Source organism: Paenibacillus sp. J22FR21 (assembly GCF_056269135.1).
Window position 1 is genome coordinate 1,062,623 of the sequence record NZ_JBWDNJ010000001.1, and the last position, 17,615, is coordinate 1,080,237.

Genomic DNA, 17,615 nt, shown 5'->3' on the forward strand with positions numbered 1-17,615 from the left:
ATTCACCGCCGCATACTAAGTGCTGAAGGTCGAACTAACTTAATTGGCCAACACAACAGGGCGGTGACAACAGCATGCAGGCAGATGTTACCTTGGATTGGGATGTCTACTTATTGGCGGGCGTAGGCTCGAGTCGTACGATTTTTGCGGAATGTGTAAAGGAACTGAAGCGTAAATATGCCGAAGCCGGCAAAGCGTCGAGCATCAGGGAACTCTTCCCGTATGGCGATCATACACACAATTTCTTTCATCAGCTGCTGCGGGTGCGCAAGGATCTATACCGGTTTCGACGTGCTGTTCAGTTTGGTGCTCGTGCCGTAGCGGGACAGGTGCGCATGCAATCCGCAGGCAAACCGGTGCTGTTCATCGGGCATAGCGGGGGAGGCGTAGCCGCTTACCAAGCAGCTGTCATGCTGCATAAAGAAGGCATTATTCCGGATTGGCGAGTTGTGCAGGTTGGCTCACCTAAGATGCCGATTGCAGCGGACTACATCAGTAAAGTACATTATGTCGTGGCGGTAAACGAGAAAGGTGCGTGTGCCGATTTAATAACGCGGCTGGGCAGTTGGGGCGGAATTAGCAGAAACCGGTATGGCATGTGGTACTGGAATCGTGTAAAATATGCTCCGAAACATATTATTCCACTTCCGTTAATCGGGGGGCATCAACACTATTTCCGCAAAGAAGCGCCATACGTTCATCCCGAGAGAGGCCCTAACCTAGTCGTTATGATCGATATGATCTGGGAGCGGGTAGCCAGGGAACTGGCTCTTGCAGCTTCGAGTTTAATGTAAGTGCGCGGATTTGCAGGCAAGAAGGGGAAAATAGGCCATGATTCGTACCATTCATACGTACCAAGCCACGATGCAAGACCTTCCTGAGCTGGCGATTATGTTTGATCAATACCGGCAATTCTACGGCCAGCCTGCTGATCGAGAAGGCGCTCTGCAGTTTCTGAGGGAGCGATTCATTCATCGGCAATCGGTCGTATTTGTCGCGAAGTGTGACGAACAATTGATCGGATTTACACAGCTTTACCCGACCTTCTCCTCAATCTCTATGCAGGGGTCGTGGATTCTCAACGATCTGTATGTCCTGGAAGCTTATCGAAGTGTTGGCGCCGGACAGATGCTGCTTGATGCCGCGAAGCAGTACGGTGAGCAGACAGAAGCGAAGGGGATCGAATTGTCTACCGCTGTTGACAATAGGGTCGCGCAGCGACTTTATGAGCGCAATGGCTATGAGAAGGACGATACTTACTTGCACTATTACCGTAAATTATAAGAAAAAAAGCTTGGTGAGCAGCGCATGATCATGCATTGCGCGCACCAAGCTTTTTTCTATGTTCCGACTGTTATACTTCCGATGTGGATTCGCTCGTTTCCGTGTTGTTCGAGCTGCGGGTTTTACGCGGTCCTTTGGCCATTTCAGCATCGAAATAAGCTTCAAGCTCGGCAACTTTACGCGGGTCCTCTAGTGTAACCTTGCCGCTAAGTACATGCTCAACGATCATCGCCCAGGACGGCGTTACTTTCTGCGATGCGATAATGCGGATCGCGTTCTTGACGATTTTGCGTTCCTTAGCATTGGAATAGACGTCCTTGAATTGCTGAATCCGCTCGAAATCCATATGTTCAAACACAGCTCGGAAGATATCCGCCGTCATCCGTGCATCCTCTAAGGCGCGATGGGCATTGTTCTCTTCGCCGCCAAGTCCAAGCTCATTCAGGGCCGTTTCGACGCTTACATCGTTCGTGACATCCTTATAACGGATATAGCCTTTCAACAAATCGAAATAATTGACCGCAAGCCAATACGCATCGTCTATATTATGCATGCGCGTATCGAATACGATCCGTTTCATATCTTCGCCGCCCCAAGTGACGAACAGGAAGTTCTCATTAGAGCCAAGCCAATTCATAAATTCATGAATGACGGCCGGGAATCCTTCAGCCGCATCGATGCCCTCTTGCGGGATGCCGGTTTTCTTCTTAATGAATTCGTTAAGTTTGGCAAAATAGACCGGCTTGACTAAAGCGGAGAATTCAGCAATCGGCTGCAATTCCGCATTCAATCTGACCGCTCCGATTTCGATAACCTCCATCGGCAATTCGCTTGCGAATTTGCGCCCGTTAAACTCGATATCTAAAATAATGTAGTCCAATGATGAAACCTCCGCCGCATTGTTGTCGTCCTTCATTGTAACAGAATAGGGCCGGGCTGTCTTGCGTAGTCCAAAGTCGCAGCTTTTATCGTTAATCTAGCATTTTCAGCCGGATTGATAGATAATGGAGTCCGAATAACCGATCGTTCGGGACATAGCAGGAGGTGCCTGTGGTTACTTTTCTACAACTCAATACGATCTTTCTAAGCATGATCATGGAAGCGATTCCTTTTATCCTGCTCGGCGTTATCATTTCCGGTCTAATCCAAACGTTTCTGTCTGAACGATGGATCGCAGCGATCCTTCCGCGCAACCGATACTTGGCATCGTTATTCGGCTGTGGCGTGGGACTGTTCTTCCCGGCATGTGAATGCGGCATTGTGCCGATCACGAGGCGATTAATTCGCAAAGGTGTACCGCTGCACGCGGGCATTGCGTTCATGCTAACCGGTCCAATCATCAATCCAATCGTATTGTTCGCGACCTACATCGCATTCGGCAACAATTGGACGATGGTGCTTATTCGTGGTGGGATGGCAATCGTCGTCGCTTATGTTACGGCAATCGTCATTTCGTACCTTTATCCGAAGCTGCCGCTCAGGGGGATGAAGGTAGCGGATGCTGAAATCGCAGCAGGTGCTGAATCAATGTCAGCTGAGCCTATTCGACTGCCGCTTCGTTCACGCTTATATGAAGTGATGCAGCACGCCATTGACGAGTTCTTCTCCGTCGGCAAATATTTGGTGCTCGGGGCATTCATCGCAGCTTCGATGCAAACGTTCATACCAACGTCGACGCTCATGCATATCGGCAGCACGCCAATTACAGCCTCAGTGGTGATGATTGGATTAGCGTTTATCATGTCGCTGTGCTCGGAAGCTGACGCGTTCATTGCTTCTTCTTTTCGCAGCACGTTCTCCGTCGGTTCATTATCTGCGTTTCTCGTATTCGGTCCTATGATTGACATTAAGAACACGCTAATGCTGTTGGCTGTTTTCCGCGGGAAATTTGTGCTTGTACTCATTGCACTGGTGGCGGCATGCACGCTGGCTTCGTCACTGCTTGTGGGGAGGTTGATGGGATGATTCGTCTCTATATGCTTGCCGGTTTCGCGTGTTTGTTTATTATGATGCACCTAGGCGGTAATTTAAATAAATACATTAATCTGAAATACGCGTATTTGACGCAAAGCGCGATCGTCATGTTAATCATTCTGTTTCTATTCGAATTCGTGCGGCTGTACAGGAAGGAACGGGACGAGCGGAAGTCGAAGGAGCGGCACGACCATGAGCACCACGAGCACCATAAACATCCTGAGCACCATGAACATCATGAACATCATGAACATCATGAACATCATGAACATCATGAACATCATGAACATCATGGCCATAATCATGAACATGAACACCATGCGCATCATAATCATTACGGACACTCGCATGAACAGCCCATTCGCTGGAAGCGAATTGTCTCGTACAGTATATTGATTTTCCCGCTGCTTACCGGCTTCTTCTTGCCCGTTCAGACGCTGGATTCCAGTTTCGTAAAGGCCAAAGGTTTCTCGTTCCCGAATTTCGATGCTTCTGCGGATAATCCAGGATTTCACCAGTTTCTAAAACCAGACTCCAGCGTGTTCTATGGCAAACAAGGCTATGCGAAAGTGTCGCGCCAAGAGCTTCAGGAGTTTCTGCCTATGAAGGAGGTTGGGCTGTCGGATACCAACTACTTGAAGGGGCTAGAGGCCATTTATAACTTCCCGGATGCGTTTATCGGCCGGAAGGTCAGCTTTGACGGATTCGTCTATGCGGGGGAGCAGACGGAAGCGAATCATTATTTTGTATTTCGCTTCGGGTTCATTCATTGTGTGGCGGATTCTGGCGTCTTCGGTATGCTCGCAGACTTCCCTGCAGGCACGGCTGCCTTCCATAACGATGAGTGGGTAAGAGTAACCGGCACCTTGACATGGTCGTTCTATCAGCCATTCAAGCAAACGATTCCGATGCTGAAAGTGACCGAGTGGAAATCGATTCCGAAGCCGAAAGATCCTTATGTATACCGTGCTTAACAACAAGAAAGGCTCTCCGCTCAGATTTCGAATGAGCAGAGAGCCTTTATTTCCATTTCTGGTTTACCACCACTTTCCCAAAGTTACTCCTCATAGGTTTCAATCACAATCGTAACCTCATTGGAATAAACCGAGTAGGTGAACAACTCGCCGTCCACTTCATAGCTAAATTGTGCTAAAACACGGAACCGCAGGTGATTTTGGAGCGGGTGAGCAGACAATCGCAGGCGATAGGTGACGATTATGGTCTGATTAGGTGCCAGTATGCCAATCGGGAGCCCTTCTCCCGGCGTAAAAGGAACCTCGACGCCATTCACCCGGATACTTGTAATTTCGATGCTGGTTTCATCAGGAATGAGCGCGAACAGAGTTACGGCGGCGGCATAATTACCGGTATTCGTGATTGCCACTGTAACCGCAATCCATTCTCCCGGTCCGCTGATTGGCGGCGCTGCGCTCAGTTCCGCTCGAATAATAGGCACAACAACGGAAGTAACAACATCATTGGTCACAACCGCATCCGTAACGACGACGCCACTCGGAAGACGGAATGAATATTCTACGTTTGCCCTGTTAATCAGCTCCGATTGATTGCCTGAGCGGGTAACGGTAACCAGAAAGGAAAGCACATACTGCAAACCCGGCTGCAGAAAGCCAAGATGGATGCCAGCATCGGGATTGGCACCGGGAAGCGGCCGACCGTTTACTTCAGCGCTGCCCTTCGCGAAGAGTGCGCCAGCAGGGATGGCATCGCGTACGGTAACATCAGCACCGGTTGTGCCGCTGTTATAGATGGTAATCGTGTAACGAATGGACTGTCCCACGGTAGCTTGTGATAGACTCGCGGATTTATTGACCGCCAATGCAGGACCGGACACAAGTGAAGAAACCGTATTGGAGGTAACGGATTGATCGAAAGTGCCGAATTGAAACCTCAACTCGGCACTGTTCGATAATTGCGTGTGGACGGGAACATCCAAGACGATGACACTGAATGTCACCGGGATGGATATACCCGGCTGAATAATTCCAAGCGTAATGCCGGCAATAGGTGAAGCAGATGGAGAGCGAACACCATTAATGGTGACGCTCCCCTGAACAAACAAAGTTCCTTGCGGTAGCGAGTCATAGAGCACACTTTGCCGCATCGGCTCCGTTCCTTCATTCGCAGCTATGACGGTGTAGACCAGCATATCGCCGGTGTACGTATAAGCGGTATTCACGCCTTTATGCAGACTAACCTGCTGCACGGTAACGGGCAGACTCACGATATTCGAGTTTTCCGAGCCCGTAATCGTACGACCATCTGTTGTTACAAAATAATAGTCTGCCGTCGCTTGATTATCAAGCTGACCGGAAGGCGGGGCGGAAACTAGCAGCAGTTGAAAATAAATCGTGACCGTACTGCCAGGTGCAACATCTCCAATGGGAATACCGCCATCCGGCGTTACGCCGGGGACAGGTGAACCACCTACGATGACACTGTTCGCAACAAACACGGTACCCGGCGGCAATACATCAAAGACCGTTACATTTGCGGAACGATTCCCGCTATTGGTGACCGTTATCTGATACGTAACCGGTAGAGTCAAGCCAGCTTGCGTAGAAGTCGTAGACAACGCAATGGAAATGACCGGCCCATTCACAGTGGTATTGACGATATTCGAGTACGAGAAGCTTGTTGCGCCGGCGGAAGAGAAGGACACGACGGACTGGTTGCGAATCGTCTGCGGCGGGTCCGGAACTGCCATCATACTACCAGCACCTGGAATTGTACGGTAGAAACCGCGCCGACCGCGATTGTGCCAACATGGATACCTGTATTCGGGCTATCACCCGGCATCGGTACACCATTGATGGTGACTGTTCCTGCAATGAAGCTTGCACTAGGCGGAAGCGGGTCAACGAGGGTGACATTGTTAACCGGCGACAGACCATTATTCGTAACTGTGATCGTATAGGTAATCGTATCGCCCACTACCGCATCGATTGCATTGCTGCTCTTCACGACGGACACATCCGGTGAGGAAACCGGAATGATGACGGTATTCGAGTTCACCGTTGCATCGATGATTCGGCCATCCGGCGGCGAGAAGGAATAGGCGGCCGTCGCTTGGTTGGCAAGCTGCTGTGGAGAAGGAAGCGCCTCGACCGTAACCTGTAAGGTGACAAGCACGTGAACAGATGCACCGGCTGGTACAACCCCGATATTAATGCCTGTAACGGGATCAGCGCCTGGTTGAGGAACGCCGCCGATTGCAACGCTGTTCGGTATAAATTCGGCACCGGTTGGAATGGTATCGTACAAGATAACGGTAGCTTCAAGATTTCCGGTATTCGATATGAGCAAGGAATAGGTGATCGTATCACCGACAGTAGCATTCGCCGTACTTGCGCTCTTCACGACAGACATGATCGGGTTGTAGACAGGTGTCGTCAATACATTCGATAATCCCGTGCCAGAGAAGACGCCTGATGTGAAGGACACTGTAGATTGGTTATTTAACTGACCGCTCGCCGGAAGTGAATTCACCGTAATTTCAAAGGTAACGGTAACTGAGGATGACGGTGTTATGACGCCAAGCGCGATACCCGATGCCGGGTTGGCATTCGGAAACGGCACGCCGTTTACGAGCACCGAACCAGGTACGAAGGTCGTGCCGGCAGGTATCGGATCGGAGAGAACTGCACTGTTCAAATTCGCGATGCCTGTATTCGTGACGACGTTCGAATATGTGATGACATCACCGAGAATAGCATCCGTGGACAGTGTGCTCTTCACGATACTGATGTTAGGCGAAGTGACCGGAATTGAAAGCGTATTGGACGACGCGGAACGAATGAATGATCTTGAATCCGGCAATGTAAAGGCATAGCTGGCCGACGCTTGGTTTGTTAATTGCTGCGAAGGCGGCATCGTGTTAATGACGTATTCGAACGTTGTAAGCACGGTTACTCCCGGTGCAACTACACCGATGCTGTAACCAACTGCCGGGTCTGCACCAGCTTGAGGAGACCCGCTTACAATGACGCTGTTCGGTACCAATGCAGTGCCGGTTGGCGTAGGATCTGTAATCGTGACAGTAGTCGGATAGTTGCCGCTATTGGTCACGTTGACCCGATATACGATGGTGTTTCCGACGCTGGCCAAGGAGCTGTTTGCTGTTTTAACCAGCGTAATGACCGGCTGATAAACTGGCGTTGTTACGGTATTGGAGAACGTAACCGCCGAGAATACACCGGAGGTGAAGCTTACCGATGAACGATTGCTGACAAGTTCGCCGACCGGAACTGCGGTTACGGTTACGCTGAAGGCTACTGTGACCGAAGAGCCTGCCAGTATCGGATCGAGTGAGAAGCCTGCTGCCGGATTCGCATTCGGAAGCGGTACTCCATTAATGGTGACGCTGCCTGATAAGAAGGAGGTACCTGCCGGGATCGGGTCAGCGAAGATAATATTATCAACTGTGGCAATCCCGCTATTGGTCACAAGAATGCTGTACGTCTGAATATCGCCAACCGTGAGTGCAGTCTGTGTAGCACTCTTATCGACATCCACATCCGGAGAGGAGACCGGATAGGACAGCGTGTTGGACAAGGAAGAACCGTTAAGCGTGCGGGTGTCGGGCAGCGTGTAGCTATAGGCAGCAGTCGCTTGGTTCGACAATTGCTGCGTTGGCGGCAAGGAGGTAATCACCGCAGTAAAGGTAACATTTACGGTAGCGCCCGGCTGAAGGACACCGACGGGAATGCCTGTAATCGGATCTACGCCTGCCTGCGGCGAACCGCCGACAATGACGCTGTTTGGAACGAACGACAGCTCAGGCGCAAGCGTTGGATCTGACAGAGTAACGGTTGCGGCATAGTTCCCGGAGTTGGTAACGGCCATCGTATAGATGACGGTTTGGCCAACGGACGCATTTGTCGTGCTGGCGCTCTTCACGACACTGATCACGGGTTGATAGACCGGGATGTCTACGCCGTTGGAGAAGGAAGAGCTGGCGAATGCGCCGGATGTATACGTTACGGTAGCTTGGTTAGAAATCAGCGCAGGCGTCGGAACTGAAACGACGAGCAGGTTGAAGGTTACGGTAGCTGAGCCGCCGGCTGGTATCGTGCCTACATTTACACCGAGCGCCGGATTCGCGTTAGGTACGGGGACACTATTGATGGCTACACTGCCAGATACAAACGTAGTACCGCTTGGAATGCCATCAATAAATACCGTATTTGTAATCGGTGAAATCCCGTTATTCGATACCAGCACGACATAAGGGATGATATCTCCAATGGAGACAGCAGTTGATGTCGAAGTCTTAAGTGCCGTCACATTAGGTGAAGACACGGAGATGGACAGCGAATTGGATAACTTCGTCAGTGTGATCAGACGCCCGTCAGGCGGGGTAAATTGATACGTTGCTGTCGCTTGGTTGATGATCTGCTGCGGATTAGGGAGTGTATCGATTACGACCGAGAACATGACGTAGACGGTTTGGTTCACGTTAACCGTACCGGCATTGATCCCTCCGGAAGGCGTGGCGCTTGGCTGAGGGACCCCGTCGACGATGACGCTGTTGGATACGAACGACGTATTCGGCGGAATCGTATCCGTTACGATTGCGGTGGCAGGAAGATTACCGGTATTGCTGACCGCAATCGTGTAAACGACGGTATCGCCTACTTGGGCATTGCTTATGCCCGAAGATTTAACCACGTTAATTATCGGCTGCGTAATCGGTGTAGTAACGACGTTGGACGATGATGTACTCGAGAAGCTGCCGGACGTGAAGCTTACTGTCGACTGGTTAACAATTTGATCGGACACAGGCATGATTAGTTTCACCTCATAGGTCACGGTTGCGAAGGCACTCGGTGCCAAGGAACCGATCGGAATACCGGCGGTCTCATCCGCCTGGGGAAGTGCAATACCGTTCACTTTAACACTGCCTGGAACAAAGGTTGTGCCTGGGATGGCAGATCCGACATAGATGATATTATTGACATTAGTAATCCCATTGTTCGTGATAACAGCCGTGTACAGAATGGTATCGCCGGTAGTGATATCTGTAGCAGCCGTGCTGAGCACAACCGATACATTCGGTGCGGATACAGGAATGGATACCGTATTGGAGTTTGCGGAGCCATTAACCAACCGTCCACCTGGAAGGGTGAAGGTGTACGCGGCTGTTCCTTGATCCACGAGCTGCTGTGGGCTGGGAAGCGAATCCACGGATACTTGAAACGTAACCGTCGAGGTCTGAAGCGGCGGGACAATGACGCTTGGAATACCTGTAACCGGATTAACGCCTGGCTGAGGAGTCCCATTAACAAGGACTGAGTTCACAACAAACGTCGACCCTGCCGGAATGTTATCCGTCAACGTCACATCTGCGCTGATATTACCGCTGTTGTTGATTTGCAGCGTATATACGACGGCATCTCCGAGTGTGGCAGCTGAAGAATTGGCGCTCTTGGAAACGGCGAGTATCGGGGAATAAACAGGTATATTCACCGTATCGGAGAATGATGTTCCCATAAAGGCGCCTGAGGTATAGTTGACTGCTGCCCGATTCGATAAGACAGCAGATGCCGTAAGTGACGTTACGCGAACCCGGAAGCTGATGATCGTAATCGCAGAAGGCGCCAGCGTTCCGATCAGAATGCCTGCCGCGGGATCTGCGCTTGGAGCCGGAATCCCGCCTACGGTCACGCTGCCTGTAATAAATTGTGATCCGTCCGGAATCGGGTCGGAGACGAATACTTGATTGACAGGTACAATGCCGTTGTTAGAGACGATGATGGTATACGTAATTTCATCGTTCAGGGTCGCTTCCGAGAAATCGGCGCCTTTACTGATGCTGACATTAGGTGCGGAAGCGGGAATAGACACGGTGTTAGAGCTGCCGCTTCCGTTCATCACACGACTGTCCGGCAACGTGTAGGTATACGTATATGTTCCGAAATTGGTAAGGGTAGGCGGGTTCGGCAAGGATTGAAGCAGGACTTGAAACACGACATTCACTGTACTTCCCGCAGGAACAGAACCGACAGGGATACCGGTTTGCGGTGTAGAACCCGGCCTAGGAGAACCGTCTACTGTAATACTATTGGCGACGTACGTTGTACCGGATGGAAGTGTATCGGTCAATGTGAGCTGCGCTCCGAAATTCCCTGTATTTTGCACGGCAAAGGTGTACGTTAACGTATCGCCTACCGTCGCGCGAGTAGAATTTACGGATTTCAAAGCGGCGATGATCGGTTGATAGACCGGAACGGATATGGTATTGGACAGGGAAGAACCGTTAAATGTGCCTGAGCTATAGGATACGGTTGCACGGTTGTCAATTTGGGCAGGTGACGGAAGCGATGTGACATTGAGCTGAAATACGACGTTTACGGATGCGCCGGAGGCAATGGTGCCGATCGAGATACCGGCAGCAGGATTGGCAGTCGGCCTAGCTACGCCGCCAACTGTGACCGATCCGTCGATGAAGCTCGTTCCCGCAGGAATCGGATCACTGAATACGACATTCGATACGGCGGCTACCCCATTGTTGGAAATTAAAGTTGAGAATGTAACCGTATCGCCGACGGTCGTTGCGGTGCGGTTCGAGCTCTTCACCACGTTCACATTCGGCAATGAAACCGGAATGACAAGCGTGTTCGACGAGGCGGATCCGCTAAGCGTTCTGCCGCTTCCATCAGGCGGCGCGTAGGTATAAGCCGCCCCTGCCTGATTCGAAATTTGCGGCTGAACCGGGGTCGGCAGTGAATTCACGATGACTTGAAAGGTCACCGTCGTTGATCCGCCGGCAGGTACTAAACCTATGGGAACGCCGGAAACGGGATTCGCTCCGGTTTGGGTGACCCCGTTTACTTTGACGCTGTTCGGGACAAAGGTCGTGCTTCCCGGAATATTATCCGTGAACGTGGTTGTCGCGCCAATACTGCCGGAATTGCTGATCAGCACCGAGTACGTAACGGTAGTACCTACTGCTGCGTTTGCGGTATCCGCGCTTTTGACCAACGTAAGTACAGGTGAATAAACCGGCGTAGAAACCGTATTCGAAGGGATGACACCGCTAATAACGTCTCCGCCGGCAACACTCTGGAAGGTGAAAGCGGCTTTGGCGACGTTTGGAATTTGAGGCGGATTGGGTAGAGAGGTGACCTTTGCCTTGTATGTAATGGTTACGGAGCTGTTCAGGGCAAGGGAGCCTATCGGCACGCCGGCAATGATATCGAAAGTCGGTTTGGCAACACCTGCTACGACGACGCTGCCGGCTACAAAAGTGGATCCGGTCGGTATCGCGTCTGACACGACAACGCTTGCTGCGTTCGCGTTACCTGTATTACTTACTGTGACCGTATACGTAATCGTATCGCCAATGACGGTTCCGGGAACGTTCGCGCTCTTGGTCGTTGAGATGATCGGCGCATTGATATTGATCTGTAAAGCATTTGCATTGACGACATAGGCATCCCCTGAAGTGGTTAACGTCAATACGGCCGATGATTGATTGTTGACTAGGTTGGCTGACACATTCACATTCGTGATATCCCAGCCTTGCCGGCCACCTATGATATTTGAGCCAGGTGCTCCGTTGGTCTGATTTCGCGTCCCGAATGTTCCGGTCGTATTCAATGCTCCGCTATCATCGTTGATCTGCGAAGCGAAGAAATTATTGGCGAAATTGTTTGTTCCGGACAGAGCAACCTGTGTGCCGGTTGTCGGACCGAATAGCGCCTGGTCGCCTGTGCGATTCGCATCGCCTTCCTGGGCGCTGAATAGTGCTCTGCCGCCAAGCGCCCCGGAGACAGGCGTGGCGAATCCGGTTATGGTCGTAACAACCGGGGCAGAGGTGGATTGAACAAGCACGGCTCCTACGCGCAGCGACATATTCCGGAAGGGCAGCGTAGGATTCTGATAGATGACTGCGAGTGTCCAGCCTGCATGGTTGGCCGTCGGATCCGTAACCGTAATGGTTCCGACAACGGCTCCTACTGTATACGTGCCGGCACCGCCATTCGTGATCTGAGAGGTTACGTTAGCTGATCGCGTATAACCGAAAGCGCCGCTGCCGAGATCGAATGTATTTGCGGTTGCCGGGTCCGGCGTGACGCTGAAGTTCGTCGAATTTGGCAAAGTGAGTGTAACGGGATTGTTGATGGCAGCTGATAAATTGACGCCGGGCACGATATACGTACCGCCCCAGATCAATTCCGCATACAGCACAGTGCTGCCAGCAGGTATCACTAGAATGGCCGATGCATTGTTTAGCAGATAATTGCTGGTCGTTCCGAAGGGATAGGTACCATACCGAACTGCTGTATTGATCGTTGAGAATGCGCCGATACTGTCTTGGGTACCGGGAACCCCTTCTACCGTGGAACGGCTTAGCCCAAGCGTATTACCGGTGAAGGTAATTGCGCCGGTTGCATTAAGGGTAGCCCGAACTACTAGTGCAATGCTCCTCGCCCCCCTTAAGTTCCTCTCCGAATATGATGCATAGTGCACACTAACTCAAACATATGCACCTCAATAAGGGGCTATGCTACGGAGCATCGTTACGGCATGCGGCTCTGGGTGAACTTCATTACACATCGCTAACCATTCCTCTTCAGGCAAAGGCGCTTTCACGACGACAAAATAATACAAAATCTCATCTACAACGTTTGCTTGAAGCTCCTTGAGTACTTCGAGCTCATCAGGTTCATAGAGATCCGTCAAATAAGGGGCTTGATAGAAAAGCTCCATACGAAGCAATCTGAAATCATAAGGCGGAGGCGTCACATAGCTGTAAGGGGAAAGGGGAGGGCAGATCGGATTTCCGGGAGGTTGTCTGAAAGATGCCGTCATATAACGAGGCGTGTGTTCATCGAAGCGGTGTTTTAAGAACGGATTCGAGCTATGGCGAAAGTTGTGCGCATACGGGCATAGCAAACAAACGACTGTCTTGTGAACGCTGACCCGATATAACTCGCGCAGCGCGAAGGTTAAGTCGCTTACGTAAGGCAGCATGCGGCTCACGGCAATGAAATCGATGGAGTTATCGGGAAACGGAATTTCACTATTCAGATCACTGACCAGATTGACGCCCGGCAGTGCATAACGGTCAATCCCGTAGCAATCAGGGAGCTTATTGGCACCGCAGCCGATATCCAGCTTCATTGTTCGCACCTCCTTACACGCGAATACTCTACTAGCTTCTAGTGTATGGAGTCCAAGGCTAGCCTGTATATACGCTTGCCCACCGAAACGAAAAACGTGCAGAGCACCTAGGTGCCCTGCACGATATGAAGACTAAATGACGTCGCGAGCGGTTACGAATGTTTTGTCCCAGATGCTTCCTTTGAAGGTTGAGATCGTAACACCGATTCCTACGCGGTACGTTTGAAGGACTTTGCCATTGCCGATATAGATGCTGACATGATTGATTTTGCCGTCACGATTCGTATCCGAGAAAATAAGGTCGCCCTTTTTCAAGTTGCTCTTCAGCACCCTAGTTCCTTTAACGGCTTGCTGTCTCGACGAACGCGGAAGGCTGATGCCATTCTTCTTATAAATGTATTGCACGAATGAAGAACAATCAAATGCGCTAGTAATGCCGGATTTGGCGCCGAATTTGTAAGGCACGCCCATATATTGTTTGCCCTTATTAATGATGTTACTCGCTACGACTGAATCGGATGCTGCGTGAGTCGTCTTCGGCGTAAGAAGCATGCTTCCGGCAAAAGCGATAGATAGGCTGAGTGCTACACCTGCTAATTTTCTACCTATACGCTTGTTTGTTGTGTTATTCATGTCTTCCTCCTATTAATTGAGAGTATAGTGTGATTACTGGTTGTCGCTATCACCTGGTGACCACTATACCACAGCAGAAAAACCCACTACTTACCAATGTGGAGGAAAACTCTTCATTACGAACGCTTTCACTGACATTGTTAGAATACGATTAGAAAACATTCATGGAATTCCCATTGACAATGAGAAAAGGCCAATCAGGATAGTCCTGATTGGCCTTTTCTCTAATAAGGTATGGTTTAAGTGCGTTTTATGAGGGTGAAATCATCATAATGAAAGCCCGGAGCTACAACACAAGAAACAAATACAGGCTCATCGCCGAGCGGCTTGGCCATCTGCCAAACATTCGCCGGTACCAGCGCTTGCGGCCGTTGACCTTTGGCGATATCCGGTCCAATGATAATCTCTTCGGTCGTCTCCGGATTCTCTCCAGTACCGCCTAAGCGGAGCAGAAGCGGGCTGCCGGAGTGCCAGAGCCATAATTCATCGGACAATACGGTATGCCAGTCTGAGGTTTCTTCCGGGTGCAGGACGAAGTAAATCGATGTAGCCGCAAATCGTGCACCGGAATAGCGTTCGCCCAGTATCTCTTGCGGAATCTCGAAAGAAGCCTTCCACAATTCTTTGTACCAGCCGCCTTCCGGATGCGGTTTGAGGTCTAAAGCTTGTACAAGGGGTGATAATTCTTTTGTTAGCATCAGTTTGGTGTGCTCCTTTAATTTCTCTGTGTTTAATCGATAAGCCCATCTCCATGTTTCAATTTAACGTAAGACTCCTCCAGTTGTAAATGGCCATGAACCTCCCTTAAGAGATCCATGGCCGATTTCGACGCTTATTGGTTTACATTTCGTTATTGGGCGATTACCCCGCATACAATGCGGTTCCCTGAATTTCCGGACGGGTCAGTCGCATAATCATCGGCTTTCTCATGAATCACAAGCGCAGTGCCGCCTGTCTTCCGGAGCGAATTAGGCTGGTTAGGCGCTAAAGTGATGATTCGTGTCTCGATATCTACTTTAACCGAGCCATCTGCTGCTACCGTGATGTTCGGTAAATCCCCTACATGAAATCCCTTCGGGTTGTTAAAGCCATGCTGTTTGGTTTGCGGATTGAAATGCGCGCCTGCTGTCTTAAAGTCAGGTGCTTCGCATTTCCCGGTCTCATGAAAATGGATGCCATGTACGCCGGCCGGCAAGTTCTTGGCTTCAACATGAAGCACGACGGCATCGTTCTTCTGTGTCAGTGTCGCCATGCCGACTTCGGTACCGGCTGCACCAACCAGTTTCACTTGAACAACGGTTGGCGTCGTTTCTTGGACGGGGTGCGCGCCGGCAGGACCGCCAATCGTTGCAGCCAGCAAGACGAAGCAAACGGCTGTTCGCGTTGTGTGTAGCAAAGTTCTTCTCATTGCGCTGTGTCTTCCTCCTGTGCATTGATCTCTTAGCTCTTGCTTATCATTGCCTACTTTGTAATTGTCCAAACGTGGATATGGCTTAGCATATCTTGTCGCATATTTGGATTGGTAGCAGCCTTGATTTGTGTTAGCTTAAGGTGGAGATGTCTGATTTATCCAAATGTCTTATCTATTCCAAGCATAAGCGGGAGGCGAATTAATTGAGCTTGATTCGAGTTGGAATGATCGGAACCGGCGGCATTGCGGGTTGGCACGCGCGTCAGCTGTCGGAGTTATCGGAGGTACAGATTGCAGCAATAGCGGATCCCCATGCAGCTGGCAGAGAGCAGTTTGCTGCGCAAAATCAATTAGGTGATATTCCGGCATTCGCGGATTACACCGACATGCTGGATGAAGTAGAGCTGGATGCGGTCGTCATTTGTTCGCCGCATACGCTGCACTTTGAACAGGCCAGCGCTGTATTGCGCAAAGGCCTGCATGTATTAATCGAGAAACCGATGACTTGCTCCTCCGAGGAAGCGAAAGAGCTAATCGAGCTTGCCAATGACGCCGGCAAAATCATGCAGGTGTCCTATCAGCGCCATTTTCAGCCCGAATTTCTATACATCCGAGATGCCATTGCAAGAGGCGAGATTGGCAAGCTGACTTCGATTACCGCATCCCTATATCAAGAGTGGAGGCAGGGGACACCTGGCTCCTGGCGCCAAGACCCTGCCTTATCCGGCGGCGGTTTCTTGATGGATTCCGGCAGCCATATCATTGATGTTCTCCTATGGACGACAGGGCTGACACCGATTGAAGTCAAACCACAGCTGCATATGCATGGCACGCCCGTTGAAATCGACACCTTCACTTCGATACGATTTGCCGAAGGTGCTGTTGCGGGTCTTAATCTGGTTGGTTACTCGCCTTGCTGGCATGAGACTTTTGTATTCTGCGGAGAAGAAGGCGGGATCTTCTACGATAACGGCCGAATCACGCTTCGCCGATTGAGACAAGAGCCGATTGTTCCTGAGCTTCCGGCTGCATCAACCAATCAAGACAAGAGCTTTATTGATGCTATATTAGGTCGCCACGATGTGCTTGTACCAGGTGAGTACGCGCTCAAAGTAGTTCAATTATCGGAGATGATTTATCAAGCGGCCGGTTATTCGCCAGTAGGTGATTTGAAATCAGAGGAGGCAAGCTAAGATGACCTATTCAATCGGCATGCGAATACCGCCCATTATTGGCCGCGCAGGGATTAGACAAACTGCCGCTTGGGCAGCGGAAATCGGACTCGACATCTTAGATGTCTCCGAGCTGACTCCTGAAGTGAAGCAAGCCTGCAGTGAGTTCGGAATCGGCATCGGCTCTGTGGATGCTCGGCATACAGCGCAGCTGCTTAGCCGAGACGATGCACGCCGCTCCGATGCGGTTGAGGCGACTAAACGCCAAATGGACACCATGGCTGAGCTCGGCGGAAACGTCATGTTCATGTGTTTGGTGCCGGAAGATCTCACGCTTCCTCGCTCGGAAGGCTTTGCTATTTGGAAGGATTCTTTCCCGGAAGTCGTTCGCCATGCTGAGCAGCGCGGCATTTATATCGCCATCGAAGGCTGGCCAGGACCGGCGCCTCATTATCCAACGCTGGGCTGTACACCGGAGATGTGGCGAGCTATGTTTGAGGCAATCCCTTCGAAACATTTCGGCCTCAACTATGATCCTTCCCATCTTGTGCGACTAGGCATCGATTACTTACGCGCGTTATCGGAGTTCGGGGAACGGGTTAACCATTGTCATGGCAAGGATACGGAGCTTCTTAATGAAGAACTGTATGAATCCGGCGTGCTGCAGGCAACATTCGGAGCGAAATACGGATTCTCGGAAGGCTCGTGGCGTTACACGATTCCCGGGCATGGCGCTGTTGAATGGAGCAAGGTGGCCGTGCGATTGGATCGCCTAGGATATAAAGGGGCGGTCAGCATCGAGCTGGAGGACCATCGTTTCTGGGGAACCTTAGAGCAAGAACGGCAGGGGATCATGAAAGCGGCGGAACATCTGCGAACTTATTTTAAATAACAGGGAGGAACGAGAATTGAAGTGTCGATAGCGGACACGGGGTTCTCGTTTTTTCATTTCGAATGGAATAATCGCTAAGCTCCGTTTGACCTTGTTCGTTTGA

The 17,615-nt window shown here is 50.8% G+C and carries 13 protein-coding genes; 6 read left to right on the plus strand and 7 right to left on the minus strand.

What is annotated here, in order from left to right; all coding sequences use genetic code 11:
• Positions 1-74 precede the first annotated feature (74 nt).
• Both AC0YNS_RS05240 and AC0YNS_RS05245 read left to right on the plus strand, forming a co-directional pair.
• Positions 75-794 (plus strand): hypothetical protein, encoded by a 720-nt coding sequence (locus AC0YNS_RS05240; protein ID WP_475779953.1) that lies wholly within the window; start codon positions 75-77, stop codon positions 792-794.
• A 49-nt stretch (positions 795-843) separates the two neighbouring features.
• On the plus strand, positions 844-1,284 hold the full coding sequence (locus AC0YNS_RS05245; protein ID WP_475780109.1) for an N-acetyltransferase family protein: 441 nt from the start codon (positions 844-846) through the stop codon (positions 1,282-1,284).
• Positions 1,285-1,354: 70 nt separating this feature from the next.
• On the opposite strand, the gene AC0YNS_RS05250 is transcribed toward AC0YNS_RS05245, so the two are convergent.
• Entirely contained in the window at positions 1,355-2,164 is an 810-nt protein-coding gene (locus AC0YNS_RS05250) for a 3'-5' exonuclease (RefSeq protein WP_475779954.1), read from the minus strand.
• 209 nt (positions 2,165-2,373) lie between these two features.
• Between AC0YNS_RS05250 and AC0YNS_RS05255 the strand changes: the two genes are divergently transcribed.
• Together AC0YNS_RS05255 and AC0YNS_RS05260 are read left to right on the plus strand one after the other, a co-directional pair.
• Positions 2,374-3,249: a permease gene (locus tag AC0YNS_RS05255; protein WP_475780110.1), complete on the plus strand. Its 876-nt coding sequence runs from the start codon at positions 2,374-2,376 to the stop codon at positions 3,247-3,249.
• Complete coding sequence (locus AC0YNS_RS05260; protein WP_475779955.1) at positions 3,246-4,232, plus strand: TIGR03943 family putative permease subunit; 987 nt, start codon at positions 3,246-3,248, stop codon at positions 4,230-4,232. Before AC0YNS_RS05255 ends, AC0YNS_RS05260 begins: the two co-directional genes overlap by 4 nt.
• 83 nt (positions 4,233-4,315) lie before the next feature.
• Here the strand turns inward: AC0YNS_RS05260 and AC0YNS_RS05265 are convergent, their stop codons facing one another.
• The 6 genes from AC0YNS_RS05265 to AC0YNS_RS05290 form a co-directional block, all read right to left on the minus strand.
• Positions 4,316-5,986, minus strand: coding sequence for a hypothetical protein (locus AC0YNS_RS05265; RefSeq protein ID WP_475779956.1), 1,671 nt, complete (start codon positions 5,984-5,986; stop codon positions 4,316-4,318).
• Positions 5,983-12,702 carry a DUF7507 domain-containing protein gene (locus AC0YNS_RS05270; protein WP_475780111.1) on the minus strand — a complete coding sequence of 2,240 codons (6,720 nt, stop codon included), beginning with the start codon at positions 12,700-12,702 and terminating at the stop codon, positions 5,983-5,985. The genes AC0YNS_RS05265 and AC0YNS_RS05270 overlap by 4 nt, the downstream gene beginning before the upstream one ends.
• 69 nt (positions 12,703-12,771) lie before the next feature.
• On the minus strand, positions 12,772-13,404 hold the full coding sequence (locus AC0YNS_RS05275) for a methyltransferase domain-containing protein (RefSeq protein WP_475779957.1): 633 nt from the start codon (positions 13,402-13,404) through the stop codon (positions 12,772-12,774).
• A gap of 132 nt (positions 13,405-13,536) precedes the next feature.
• A complete protein-coding gene (locus AC0YNS_RS05280) occupies positions 13,537-14,037 on the minus strand; it encodes a C40 family peptidase (RefSeq protein WP_475779958.1) in 501 nt (166 codons plus the stop codon).
• Positions 14,038-14,276: 239 nt separating this feature from the next.
• Positions 14,277-14,735 carry a cupin domain-containing protein gene (locus tag AC0YNS_RS05285; protein WP_090975619.1) on the minus strand — a complete coding sequence of 153 codons (459 nt, stop codon included), beginning with the start codon at positions 14,733-14,735 and terminating at the stop codon, positions 14,277-14,279.
• A gap of 152 nt (positions 14,736-14,887) precedes the next feature.
• The gene (locus tag AC0YNS_RS05290; protein ID WP_475779959.1) at positions 14,888-15,445 is read right to left on the minus strand and encodes a superoxide dismutase family protein; all 558 of its coding nucleotides are present in this window, start codon (positions 15,443-15,445) and stop codon (positions 14,888-14,890) included.
• A gap of 206 nt (positions 15,446-15,651) precedes the next feature.
• Between AC0YNS_RS05290 and AC0YNS_RS05295 the strand changes: the two genes are divergently transcribed.
• Entirely contained in the window at positions 15,652-16,641 is a 990-nt protein-coding gene (locus tag AC0YNS_RS05295; RefSeq protein ID WP_475779960.1) for a Gfo/Idh/MocA family protein, read from the plus strand.
• Position 16,642: 1 nt separating this feature from the next.
• On the plus strand, positions 16,643-17,512 hold the full coding sequence (locus AC0YNS_RS05300) for a sugar phosphate isomerase/epimerase family protein (RefSeq protein WP_475779961.1): 870 nt from the start codon (positions 16,643-16,645) through the stop codon (positions 17,510-17,512).
• Positions 17,513-17,615 lie beyond the last annotated feature (103 nt).